Below are 13,901 nucleotides of genomic sequence, written 5' to 3'. Positions count from 1 at the left end.
TTAATATAAAGTCAATATGATCGGCATGCTATAATATTAAATATATCTTTTTGAGTTTTTTATTATGCCACCCTTTGAAACTATAAAAGATGAGAACAATCTGAATAATGCCGAGCAAGCTCAACCACCTGCAAGGATGGATAGAACAAAACTTGCCTTTCAACACCATTATAATCGCATCAAGATGTTTCATGGCGGTCCGTGCATCAAATACCAAGATAGCTATTCTCCCGTTGTTACACGAGATGTACGTAATTTTAATCAACGCGTATTTTCAATAGGTTCATCGTCCAATCGAGAAATGATCCTGTTAGATCCAGAAGCTGAATCGCTAAAAAAACTCTATACTGAATTACGCCAAAATATAAAAAAAGACGCTACGACTCTAGAAATCTTACAAGAAATTTCTAAACTGACGCAAAAAACCTTTCCTATAAGCCACCAAGTTCTTTTAAAAGAATTTGTGGAGAAGCACCTAAAAGAAGGAAACCCTGTTATCTCTTTAGATGAATTCATGCAAGCAGGAATGGGAGTATGCCGCCACCATGCCTTATTAAATGCTTATTTGATGAGTCGATTAGTTGAGGACGGTATTCTTCAAGGGGAGGTGATACATCAACGACACTCATTCCCAAAAGAGGGAGTTCATACTTGGAATCTATTTCGGGACACCAAGGATGGAACACTTTATTCCTTAGATTCATTATGGAAAAACGTGACTTCACTTGCTGATAATCCAGGTGATTTAAACAGGTTATATGATTTTGATGTTGAATCAGGAATTAAGGCAGCATTTGGCGCATTTCAATTACCGAGCAAACAAAAAGTGCATGTTGCATCACCTGAAAATAAAGCTCATGCTGTAGCAAAACCCCTTGCTATGCTGGAACCTGTCCCTGCGCAAAAACGTGAGCTCCTAGAGATGCTATGTGAAAAAAATACACCTGTAATCATTCAAGATGGGAGACCACAGATCGATTTGGAAAAAATAATCAAAGAGGAACTAAGGCATGGCCATGAACCAATACGCCATGATAATGAAATTATGCGATTTTTCAAATCAGCCGATAAAGTAGATAAAATTGACCAGAATATAAATAATTTCTCATCCAAATCAAACCCATGAAATCACTATCTCGTAAAAGCATAACATGTTAAACATACCCCTTAATAGTATATTGATATATCACCATTTTTTTAAAAACCAATTTTTCATTTTTTTACAAATAAAATCCCTATAAATTTTAAATCATTTGCAAATATCTTCTATAATAATAGGAAAGTTATTAAAGCGTCCTTCGCTTAGAGCTCAACGCTATCGAATAACGGAAAGGACATAAATGATTTCTATATCCGGATATGCATTACGCGAAAAAATGCGCCGTAACCATAATATTGATACCTATTATGCCTTGCGATTAAAAGATAGGTGTAGAGTCCTGCTAAAAACCCCCAATAAATTTCATTCTAACTCTGAAAATTTAGCCATTTTACAACATGAATATCATTTACTGAATATGATTGAAACGCCTACGATCATTAAAGCTTATGATTTTCTACAAAATACCTACGCGCCTGTTTTAATCCTAGAAGATGTAAAAGGACAATTGCTTACTTCCTATCTATTAATGCATCAATTAAGTATTGACGATTTTTTTAACTTAGCATTACAACTCGTTGATATTGTGGGAGAATTGCACCAACGTCAAATTATTCATAAAGAAATTAATCCATCCAATATTGTTATAGATCCTGAAAACCTGATGCTTAAATTAGTTGATTTAAGCGCGTCAACAAAACTTTCTGAAGAAACACTTGATGATCTCAAGCTAAGCGAAGTAGGAGAAGGGTTAGCTTATATTTCACCAGAACAAACAGGAAGGATAAATCGTCCTGTTGACTATCGTACAGATTTTTATTCGCTTGGTATTACCTTCTATGAAATGCTGGCAAATCAATTACCATTTCAAGCCATTGATGTGCTTGAATTAGTACATTGTCATATTGCGAAAAAACCACCAACTGTATTACACGTCAGGACAGATATACCCAAAATGCTCGCGGCTATTATCGATAAGCTATTGGGTAAAATGCCTGAAGAACGTTATTCAAGCATTATTGGATTGAAGTCTGATCTTCAGGAATGTTTCAGGCAATGGCAACTTAAAGGCTCGATTAGTGAATTTTCACTAGGCGCTCATGATATTCGCGATCACTTAATCATTTCCCACAATTTATATGGTCGAGAAAAACAAGTTAATCAGCTAATCAAAGTATTTAACCGAGTGTGTCAAGGTACTAAAGAAATAGTCTTTGTTGCAGGTTACTCTGGAATTGGCAAAACGTCTTTAGTTAAAGAGATGCATAAACCTATTATTCAGCATAGAGGCTATTATATCAAAGGTAAGTTTGACCAGTTACAGCGAAGCGTCCCTTATAGTGCTATTGTTGCTGCCTTCAAAAATCTGGTCAAACAAGTACTTGCCGAAAGTGAAGATAGGTTAGAAAAAATAAAAAAATTTCTTATTTCTTCATTAGGCAATGTAGGACAGGTTGTAATCGATGTAATTCCAGATGTTGAATTAATCATAGGGAAGCAAGCTCCAGTACGCTCATTGAATCCTACTGAAGCCCAAATTCGCTTTAACCTCGTATTTCAAAATTTTGTACGAACATTTGCTCAGCCTGAGCATCCACTGGTGCTATTTTTGGATGATTTGCAATGGGCAGATAATTCTTCACTTAATTTTATAGAAAATTTATTACAAGATCGAGAAACAAATTATTTACTCATTATTGGGGCTTATCGAAATAATGAAATTAATGAGAATCATCCATTGCAATTAAGCATAAATAATTTAAATAACAATAAGGTAGATCTAAGTACTCTAACTTTAAAACCCTTGCGCTTAAATAATATTCAAGAACTTTTACACGATACATTATCAGGCTCACCAAAAAAAATCCAAGGACTTGCCCAATGTATTTATGATAAAACACAGGGTAACCCATTTTTTATCAACGCATTTCTTAAAACAATCTATGAGCAAAAATTACTTAATTTTTCTTATGAACGAGGTGCATGGGAATGGAATTTAGCCAATATTCAACAACAAAGTGCTACAGATAATGTAATTGATTTGTTAACTACCAAAATTCATTTACTACCTAATACAACACAGGAAATTTTAAAACTCAGCGCATGCTTTGGTCATCAATTTGATTTTAATACCTTAAAAGTTATTAGTAACGAATCAACGAGTCAAATTGCAAAACAGCTATGGCAGGCAATTGAAGCAAATTTTATTTATCCACTTGAAGAAAGTTATAAAACAATAGGTCTAATGGGACTTAATGAACATGTTGCCACCATCAATACAAACTCACTACGTTATAATTTTTCTCATGACCGCATTCAACAAGCGGCTTATGAACTGATTAATGTACAAGACAGACCAAGTATTCATTTAAAAATTGGCCGCTTATTATTAAAAGACAAACCTTTAATGGAAAATGATGAACGATTATTTGATGTACTTGAGCACTTTAATCAAAGCATTGCTTTAATTCGTGATTCCAAAGAAAGATTAAAACTCGCTCAATACAATTTATGGGCTGCTCAAAAAGCCAAGCTCGCATCTGCTTATTATGCGGCCAATGAATATTTATCAGCAGGTATTAAATTATTAAAGCCTAATAATTGGGAAAACAAATATAATTTAACTTTCCAGCTTCATAAAGAATTAGCGGTTTGCAGGTATTTAATTGGTGATTTTAAAGCTGCGGATAAATATTTTTCTGAACTATTAAAACACGCAAAAAATGCACTCGATGAAATTGAAGTTTATCGTTTAAAAATTGAAATGTTATCCGCCTTGGGTAAACATACTGAAGCTCTAGAAATGGGATTGAATACATTGCGAAATTTTGGTATTAAACTTCCTAAAAAACCCAATTTAATGCATGTTTTAATTGCCATTTATAAAGTAAAACTCCAACTAAAAAATACTAAAGTAGAATCTATAAATTTACCTTTAATGAACGATTCAAAACAAATCGCACTTGTGGATTTAATTACTCAATTATTTAATAGTGCATTCATCACGAATCAACATCTGTTTGTTATTCTCACCTGCAAAAATATTAGTTTAAGTTTAAAGTATGGTTATACCGAAAGCACCTCAATGTCTATTCCGGTTTATGCATTTATAATAATGCACTCATTAAATCTTTATCATGAAGCACTTTCCTTTGTAACACTTTATAACAACCTAAAGCAAAAATACGGAGCATCAAATTTCGAGGGAAAAAACCAATTTGTATTAGGCTCTTTTATCGAACCTTATCAAAAGCCGTTGCATCTATGTAATGCCACCGTTGCTAAAGCATTTAGACTGTGTTGTGAGGTCGGAGATTTAGTTTACAGTAATTACAGCAACTTACTTTTGGTACTTCATTCGCTTTCAGCAGGAAAAAAACTTGATGAAGTAAAAAAGAATATACAGTCTACCCTGTCCTTTATGTCACGCGTTAAAATTTCTGATTTTATTGAAGTAGCAAAATTTTGGGACTATTTATGCCAATGTTTGGAAAAGCCAGGCTCCACAAAGATCAAACAAATATCTTTATTTGAAGAAAATATTATTAAAGGAAGAAATAAAACCGAATTAAGCTTCTTCTATAGCTCTTTGACATTATTACACTTTCTACTGGGAAATTTTTCTGAGGCAATCAAAGCAGGGAAGAATCATGAGCTTTACTCTGAATACGATAAAGGTTTAATAAGTCATTTGGATGGTAAGTTTTTCTATGCTTTAGCCCTATTTTGTCAATTACCTTATTTACCAAAATCTGCGTACCGACTTTCGTTAAAAAAATTAAAGCAACTGGATCTTTTTATTAAAAAATATACTAATTGGTGCCCTGAAAACTTTAAACCCTATTCAATGCTTCTTGCAGCTGAATTCTCACGTTTAGACGGGCATGAGAAAGCTCTTGCACTTTATGAACAAACGATAGAAACAGCATTGGCCAGAGGGCTCACTTTAATTGCTGCCATTGCAAGTGAACGCGCTGCATATTATTGTATAAATCTTAACTTAAACCAAATTGCAAAAATATATTTGCATAATGCACATTGTTATTTTAAAGATTGGGGAGCAAATACAAAAATGAGGCTAGTGGAGCCAATGAATCAGACAGCAACATCAGACTTTTTCATTTCTCAGCATCTACTTCCAGCAACTCAAGTTAAAGCAAAGAATCAGACGATCGATATGTTGACCATTTTAAAATTTACTCAACTTATCTCCAGTGAAATTCGTTTAGATAAATTACTGCAGAAACTTTTAGTTATTGTATTAGAACATGCCGGAGCACAGCGAAGCGTTATTTTAACTAAAAATAGCGAGAACTGGGTTGTCGAAGCAGAAGGTGATTTAGAACAACAAAATACTCACCTTATTGGCTCTGGAGATATGGAAAGAGAAATAAAATATCCGATTTCTATTTTAAATTATGTTCAGCGAACTCAAAAACCCATCATTTTAAATGATGCCATCCAGTCAGAATTAACTTTTCAAGACGAATATGTTCAGGGAGAAAATCCACGCTCACTTTTAATGATGCCGTTGTTCTATAAAGGATATTTATGCCGTGTGTTGTATTTAGAGAACAACAGTACAAGTCATACATTTACAGCAAGCCATTTAGACGGTTTGCAATTACTTGCCTCGCAAGCGATGATTTCACTTGAAAATGCCAAACTCTATTATCAAGCAACTCACGATCCTTTAACCGGATTAGCCAATCGAAATATGCTGTATGAATTTTTTCAACAAATGACTAAAGAAATAACGCATTATCATGAGAAAGTTGCATTATTATTCCTAGATATCGATTATTTTAAAGTAATAAACGATACTTTGGGGCATGATAGTGGAGATAATCTCTTGATTCATATTGCAAAAACAATTAATTCATGTTTGCGTGAGTGTGATTTTTCCGCCCGCTTGGGGGGAGATGAATTTACAATCATATTATCCAATATTAAATCAAAAGATCACATCACGATGATAGTAAAAAAATTATTAAATGAAATTTCGAAACCAGTTCCAATTGATGAGCATTTAATTCAAATTACATCCAGTATGGGAATCAGTATCTTCCCTAATGATGGTCAAGATATTGAAACGCTCCTTAAGTTAGCTGATACCGCTCTTTATCAAGCAAAAGAAAAGGGTAGGAATCAATTTCACTATTATTCAATGGAGTTATATGAAGAATATCAGCAAACCCATGGTTTAGGTAAAGAATTACAACATGCTTATGATAAGCAAGAATTCTTCTTAATGTATCAACCGTTTTACACCACTGATGGACAAATCGTAGGACTTGAATCCTTATTGCGGTGGAATCATCCTGAAAAAGGAATTATAGAAGCATCAAAATTCATTCGTAGTTTAGAAAACAGTTCATTAATAATTCCAGTTAGTGAGTGGGTTATTAAAAGTACTTGCCATCAAGCAAAAATATGGCAAGGGCAAAAAATACTTCCAGGCCCCATTGCAATCAATATATCAACAACACAATTTATTCGACATTCACTGAGCAAAATCGTCGCCGAAGCTTTAGCTGAAAGTCGGCTTCATGGCTCATGTATTGAATTGGAAATTACGGAATCCGTTTTCATTGAGTACAATGATTCCCTGTATAAAGAAATTGACTCATTAAAAGAAATGGGTGTTCATTTAGTGATTGATGATTTTGGGGTGGGTTATTCAAGTTTATCGTATTTAAAAAACATACCTATTGAGAAAATAAAAATAGATAAAGTCTTTATTAAAAATTGCCATAAGGATTATTTAGATCAAGCGATTATTAAAACAATTGCCACAATTGCCCATAAATTCAATATTAATGTTGTAGCCGAAGGCGTTGAAAATAAATTACAGCTTCAGTTCTTACGCAAACAGGGTATTGAGTGCATCCAAGGATATTACTATTCTCATCCATTAACTGTTGAAGCATGTGAAACTCTTTTAAAAAACATGCAATTGAAAAAAAAATAAGTAGAGCGCCCCATTTTTGTGAGAAACCAAAAGTTCATTTATTCAATTGAATTCCTTTTATTCTGATGATAAATTCTTTCACTTATTTATTAGAGATAAAATACAATGACAAGGACGCTTTTTACTCTATCGCTCATCCTATTTTGGTCTATTGCTTCCGCCCAAGATAAAGTGGTTCAGAGTTTTTTTAAAGATGTGCAACCATCGGAAATTTCTTCTACGATAAAAAATAACATACAGGCAAGTCATTTTCGCCTTGTTGAGATTGATCTGAGTCAACTCTATGCTGAGTTGGAGAATGCTCCCCATCGAGATGAATTAAAATCAGGGGAAGCAATACAAATCGAACTTCCTCTGCCAGATAAAACGACGAAGCTGTATCAGGTTGTGGAAAATAGTACGCTGCATCCGGAACTCAGCGCAAAATTCCCCCAAATTAAAACCTACGATGCTTATGGAGTTACTGAACCCGGCGAACTAGTCAAACTAGACCTCACCCCTCAAGGGTTCCATGCAATGATTTTCAGGCCAGGACAAGACCCCGTTTTTATTGATCCTTTAAGAAAAGGAGATACTCAATATTATATTGTTTATAATAAAAAAGATTTCATTACTTCAAAGCGCTTAAAATGCGGAGTACACAGTCAAAGTCCATTTAAAATCTCCCCTGTTCGCTCAAAGCATTTTGCTCATTTTAATCCATGTCAACTCAAAAAATACCGCTTGGCTATGGCGGCAACAGCTCAATACACACAATACTTTGGTGGAACAGTAGCCGGCGCATTGGCAGCAGAAGCAACCACAATCAATCGAGTAAACGGTGTTTATGAAATCGATATGGCCATAACCATGCAAATTATTGCCAATAACAATCTTATTATCTATACCAATCCTAATAATCAGCCTTATACACACGGCGACCCTGAAAGGATGATCAATCAGAATCAAAGGAATATTAATCAAGTTATTGGCCCACTTAATTATGATATTGGCCATGTCGTTGACTCAGCTGGAAGCGGTCTGGCATCATTAGCCAGTGTTTGTGATAATAATGAAAAAGCCCGTGGGGTTACAGGTCGAACAAATCCTATAGGAGACCCTTTTGATATTGATTATGTAGCCCACGAAATAGGCCATCAATTTGGAGCCAATCACGTACAAAACAACAGCTGTCAGCGAAATGGACCAACAGCTGTAGAACCTGGAAGTGGTAGCACGATTATGGGCTATGCAGGAGTTTGTACACCTAATGTTCAAAATAATTCTGATGCTTATTTTAATGGGATTAGCCTGCAGGAAATGGGAAATTTTGTCTCCAGCCCTTCGCACACATGTCCTGTAACAACACCAATTCCCAGTGCTCCTGTAATTAATAGTGTCAATGGAGGATTCATTCCTGCTCAAACTCCTTTTGCATTGATTGCATCAGCAACTAAAAGTGGAGGAGGAGTATTAACTTATACTTGGGAGCAGATGAACAATGAAGTCTCTCGCCAGCCGCCAGTAAGTACAGCAACGGGTGGTCCGAATTTTAGAAGCTTTTCGCCTCAGACTGTCGGTGTGCGCTTCTTCCCTAATCTCAATGCCTTGAGCAATGGGGGCCCTTTTACCTGGGAAGTGTTGCCTTCAGTTTCTCGTATTATGAAATTCAGAGTTTCCGTACGGAGTAATACCCCTAGGGGCTCTTGTAATGCATACACCGATACCACGCTAACCACTACAAGTAAAGCTGGCCCCTTTATTGTGACATACCCCACGAATCCAGGCATCATTTGGACAGGCCTATCACCACAAACAATCTCTTGGGATGTTGCTAATACCAATTTTAAGCCAATTAATGCCTTATATGTAAATATCTTTTTATCGATTGATGGAGGAAAAACATTTCCCTATCCTCTCTTATTAAATACGCTAAATAATGGATATGGGCAAATTTGTGCTCCTAATGTAAACGCAACTACAGCTCGAATTATGGTGCAAGCAAATAATGGGAGCTTTTTTAATATTTCAAAAAATAATTTCTCGATCATTGCAGTCCCGCCTAGAGCGCCTGTATTAACGGCAGCCGAGCGCAATCCAATGAATACCAATGAAGCATTTGTCTTATATGCAGGTTGTGCTCCCCCATTTGGTGAAGCCTATACAGTAAATGGCTTACCTGGAGCAACTGTAACATTGGACAACAATAACCGTCGTTTCGTCATAAAAAACATTCTGACAGCGAAAAGAGTACGTAATGTCACAATTACAGCAACTGATGGGAATAATGTCAGTCAAACTTCAAACCCAATTACTATTCCCAGTATTTTATAGGTAAGGCTAAATATGAATAAATACTACATATCAACAATTATTGCATATATACTGTCATTGAATGCTCATGCGGGGCTTTACTCGGGTCTTAATTTAGGTATTAATACAGTTACTGTACATAAAGATTTGCGCTATCCTCTTGAGGAAGAAACTCCAACATCTTCCAGCTTTAACAATGCATATACTAATTTTCACGGACAATTGCTCGCAGGGTATGAATATCCTTTCAGCACAAAATTTTCCACTGCCATAGAAGGAGATGCGGATCTCTTCACTGGAAAGTCACAATATAAAATCAATGGATGGTTTTTTAATGAAAATGTTGTTGCAGAAGAGAAATTAGAATATGGATTTTCACTCTTTTTACTGCCAGCATACCAATACAATGAGGCAGTACGCTTTTTTGCAGGACCAGGAGTTTCATGGAGCCGTTTTGCAGTTAACATGGACAATACTGCCGGAAATGTGGGAGTCAGTGCGAACTTCAAACAATGGTTAACCGGTGGAGGATTAAAGGCAGGAGCAATCACTAAACTAAGTAATAACCTGGACCTGCTTTTAACTTATCAATTCACGCAATATAACAGCACTGAACGAACTCAAATTGAACCCATATCAGGGGATACTTTGCAAGGGCACTACAAGCCAAATGTAAATACTGTATTAATTGGGATTCGAATCAATATGCCACAAAAAATGGCCGTAACACCCATAATAAAATGAAATGCCAACACATTTTATCTCTTTGTATTTGATGTTAACAAAAGTCTCATATAGTGTCCTGAAACCAAACATTAGAGTTTCTATTTGAAGCCATTGAGAAAAGAACTTCATAATGGAGTTAAATTAAGAAGCTGTTTGGTTAACATTAATAATCGTACCCAATGTAATTTTAATCATCGCAATTCTCACAAAATTTTCAGTACGCTCAGCAATGATCTTATACCGTTCGCCATGACGAAAAATTATCAGGAAGCATTCTCCACTGTATTCCTCCACGAGTTATATAGAATCGCGTTAACAATGCTTCTATTATTGTGTTTTGATACCGTGCCACGCTTGTTTGTTCGTTCAAAATGTTTCTTTATTATTTTCCCAGCCATGATCCCTTACGCACTTGGATATCCCATTCCAATTTCCTTGCTGATCTTATAAGCGGGAAATTATAAAAGATTTTGTTTAACCAAAAAGCATTCTTAATGCGTAAGGTGAGATTTTTAGACACGTTTTTACTGTGTGCGGTCTTTGGTGCTGGACCATAACCCAGATGCTCCCTCAGGATTCCCTGGTTTTCCATCTCGAGTAAAAACATCTAATAAAATCCGCAATCCTAATTGAGCTGTATATTCCCAATACCGAGCATGGAAAAATTGATCTTCAACGCTTGGTTCAGCACCAAAAGTGAGATCAAATTGGAGAGTATTACTATAATGATAGCGAGCCCCTGTTTGCATAGCATAATTTGGAGCATTTGGAACCAATGGGTCTCCTGCAAAAGTCTCTGCAACAAAATGTAACTTAGGATAGACGGTTGCCGCTTCTAACCCTAGGCCCCAGTAAGGACGAGTTCTAAAATGATTATCACCATCGCCATCATGGCGAATTCCTAAGTTAATATGAATGTTTAGTTTATCATTGAACAACCGCCAGCTCGCCATCCCGATAAAATTGTATACTCTACCTTCATCGTACATGGATCCATGCCCCTCATTTAATGCTGAGGCTATACTGATAGCGTATCCTGGATCGCCATTATCCAAAGTTTTCTTTAATAAAAGCTTCGCCGTGATAACAGGATTGGCTAATGTTATCGTTTCATTGGGATCGTATCCCGTACCCCATCCAGCTATAATCTCCAGCGCATCTGAAACGGTAGTCCCTGCCATGACATTAATTCCTGGAGCAGGGCCATATTCATTTTTTGCTCGGGTTATTTCCAACCAATTTTCCATTTCCAATTGCCCATAATCCACAATACGGGCATCATCGGTAACAAATGGTCGAACCGCCACCCCAGATGAAGAAAGACATAATAATGTCAAGAATAAAATTAATTTTTCTTTGCATAACTTTGAAAAAGCGGTATTAATGAATTTTGAATAAATATTCTTACTAAAAATATTCATGTCTAACTTTGGCCTCTATACTAAAAGTAATTTTACCGAGGTTTAGTGGATCCCAATTTGTTAGGTCGTGCCATCAATAGGACGATAATCCCCCACTTGAAGTTAAAAGTAGAGGTTTAGGCAACTTCGAGTAATTCCTCCAATCGCAATATTTGGTCGTTCATTTTTGTACGACCATAGCCATTGTGTCGCATGTAGTTGGTCCTCAGTAATACTTTTAAATAAATATTGGCTTAACCATAATACCTAAACTTGCACTTCAGCGAAACATTCAATATAGTAAAAATATCAAGTTGGTGTGTAGTTCCACATTTAGACTATGGATTTAGCTTTATAAGGAATTTTACATGACAAGACTAGAAGAATTACTTCATTCTTTGACTGCTGTTATAGTTCGCTATCACGACAGTCAGCCAAAAGTGAAAAAATTGGTTGTTGCAACAGATGAAAATCTCCTCAGAGAAAAATCACTATCTTGCGCTAAAGAAATAATTCAGAATAAAGACATCCATTTTAAAATACGATTGAATGACCTCATTAAAAAGTGCTCAGATAGCGGACGAAGACCTTTCTTATACTATATTTTGCATGAAATAACTTCCCTAAAAGGACTACTCGACCAAAAAACTTCTTTTGAATCCTCAAGATTAGAAGACTACAAGAATCAAATTACTCAATTATTAATCGATCTTAAGCTTATTTTAAATACCCCAAAACACAAAACGTGTAGAATAACCTACAGTAAAATTGAGGAAACTAAAAAGACAACCATTGATTTATCAGGTTTAAAAAATGATGGTTATGTTGGAGGTGAATTTTGTAATTCCGGGGAAATTTTAAATGATGAAGTATTAAGGCGATTTAATATATGCACTTACACATCCAATGAGCGAATTAGGGATATTGCCGAACAAATTTGCATGGAATATCAACGTGTGCTTTTAGTACCTGAACTAATAGCACAAAATGAAGTGCAAAAAAAGATAAATTTAGAACAAGGGCAGGTGCTGAGTTCAATAACAAACCAACAGGAAGAAAACCAAAAAAAACTGGAAACTACATCTTCAAAACACTACACAGCTCTTTATGTGTTTTACATTCTCTTCAAAAGGTTGCACGCGAAAGAACAACAACAAAAAAAAATCATTGAACAACAGCAAGAAACCATTGATGAACTGAGGCAAAAAATCAGTGAGCTAACCCATCCAGTTGATTCAAAACCACGTGATTATAGATTTTATAGTCCATCTTATTAAAGAAGATTTTATCCCGGCCGCGCACTTACATAATAAGTACCATTAACTCCCCAACCATTGTGTATTGCGAAAACCTAAGAAAGTAGCCACTATCAATGAATATATAAATTATTCATTTGATTAAAATTAAAACTATATGTCTTATAATTAGAAAAATATCGAAATTACAATGCCTGAAGCTACACAGAAAATTTAAAGAGCATGTCATTGTGCCGGATGATCCTAACGAACTAAGAGAAAACACTATCAATTCAGTGCCAGTTCCTATAATGAATCATAATAATAGTACTGATGAATACAATTGACAGAAATGATTATCTTTTGATATCAAAGAATTAATTATCCAATTGGATTGATCTTTCTTGCGGAATTGTAATTGCTGTAATTTCTATCGCGTAATCCTAACTTTTTTCATGAGTCTGCTTACATCGGGCACATAGGCCTTTAATTTCTACAGTACAATTTATAATTGAAAATTGAATCGAATTCGCAAACTCAGTTAGGACTGAGAAATCCACAACGCATTCTAATTCTTTAACAAAACCACACTGACTGCAAATAAGGAATTGGGCCTGCCCCATATGATGTCCATGCAAACAGGCAACATAGGATTTCAGACTATCGATACAATGAATAAATCCTTCCTGATGCCAAAACTGAATGGCACGATAAACTGTAGGTGGCTTGGGATTCTCAGTTTGTTCGGATAATTTTTGTAGGATTTCATAAGCCCCAAGAGGCTTTCTCTCTTCCACTAAAATTTTGAGGACACGCTCTCTCGGTTCTGTAAATCGATAGCCATACTCTATGCAATGCTTATAGGCTTTGTCCAACAAATTGTATTTCATCAATCATTTTTAAGTTTAATGGATCAAATACTATTGTATCACAGTCATTATTCTACCGAAAAATAATTAAACAAATGCCGCTAAGTATTTAACAGCAATTATTGGCATAAAAATTATTAAATGTGGCTTGTTCTTTGGCAATATAATGTTACAATGTAACACTTTCGAAAGATTAGTTTGCAAAATAATTAATAATCATTTTCCTACAAGTTTAAGGAAAATCTTCTTTGCTTACTGGATCTTATCTAATTTTAAGGTTTTAAGAGTTACTGTAATTGTCAATGACTT

At 35.3% G+C, this 13,901-nt stretch carries 7 protein-coding genes and 1 pseudogene; 5 read left to right on the top strand and 3 right to left on the bottom strand.

What is annotated here, in order from left to right; all coding sequences use genetic code 11:
• Positions 1–64 precede the first annotated feature (64 nt).
• The 4 genes from Ltuc_RS14160 (at position 65) to Ltuc_RS14145 (ending at position 10,106) form a co-directional block, all read left to right on the top strand.
• Positions 65–1,126 carry a hypothetical protein gene (locus Ltuc_RS14160; RefSeq protein ID WP_058522007.1) on the top strand — a complete coding sequence of 354 codons (1,062 nt, stop codon included), beginning with the start codon at positions 65–67 and terminating at the stop codon, positions 1,124–1,126.
• A gap of 214 nt (positions 1,127–1,340) precedes the next feature.
• On the top strand, positions 1,341–7,070 hold the full coding sequence (locus Ltuc_RS14155) for an EAL domain-containing protein (protein ID WP_058522006.1): 5,730 nt from the start codon (positions 1,341–1,343) through the stop codon (positions 7,068–7,070).
• Between the two features lie 105 nt (positions 7,071–7,175).
• Positions 7,176–9,383 (top strand): reprolysin-like metallopeptidase, encoded by a 2,208-nt coding sequence (locus Ltuc_RS14150; RefSeq protein ID WP_058522005.1) that lies wholly within the window; start codon positions 7,176–7,178, stop codon positions 9,381–9,383.
• 12 nt (positions 9,384–9,395) lie between these two features.
• Positions 9,396–10,106: an outer membrane protein gene (locus tag Ltuc_RS14145; RefSeq protein WP_058522004.1), complete on the top strand. Its 711-nt coding sequence runs from the start codon at positions 9,396–9,398 to the stop codon at positions 10,104–10,106.
• Between the two features lie 506 nt (positions 10,107–10,612).
• On the opposite strand, the gene Ltuc_RS14140 is transcribed toward Ltuc_RS14145, so the two are convergent.
• Together Ltuc_RS14140 and Ltuc_RS15420 are read right to left on the bottom strand one after the other, a co-directional pair.
• On the bottom strand, positions 10,613–11,509 hold the full coding sequence (locus tag Ltuc_RS14140) for a transporter (RefSeq protein WP_058522003.1): 897 nt from the start codon (positions 11,507–11,509) through the stop codon (positions 10,613–10,615).
• 102 nt (positions 11,510–11,611) lie between these two features.
• Positions 11,612–11,749, bottom strand: a pseudogene (locus tag Ltuc_RS15420) (integrase core domain-containing protein); the annotation flags it as partial.
• A 107-nt stretch (positions 11,750–11,856) separates the two neighbouring features.
• On the opposite strand from Ltuc_RS15420, the gene Ltuc_RS14135 reads away from it, so the two are divergent.
• Positions 11,857–12,765, top strand: coding sequence for a hypothetical protein (locus Ltuc_RS14135; protein WP_058522002.1), 909 nt, complete (start codon positions 11,857–11,859; stop codon positions 12,763–12,765).
• A 401-nt stretch (positions 12,766–13,166) separates the two neighbouring features.
• On the opposite strand, the gene Ltuc_RS14130 is transcribed toward Ltuc_RS14135, so the two are convergent.
• A complete protein-coding gene (locus Ltuc_RS14130) occupies positions 13,167–13,613 on the bottom strand; it encodes a Fur family transcriptional regulator (RefSeq protein ID WP_058522001.1) in 447 nt (148 codons plus the stop codon).
• Positions 13,614–13,901: the final 288 nt, after the last annotated feature.

It is taken from the genome of Legionella tucsonensis (assembly GCF_001468035.1).
Lineage (GTDB): Bacteria > Pseudomonadota > Gammaproteobacteria > Legionellales > Legionellaceae > Legionella > Legionella tucsonensis.
Note: the sequence above shows the minus strand (reverse complement) of the source record. Positions and strands in the feature narration are given on the sequence as shown.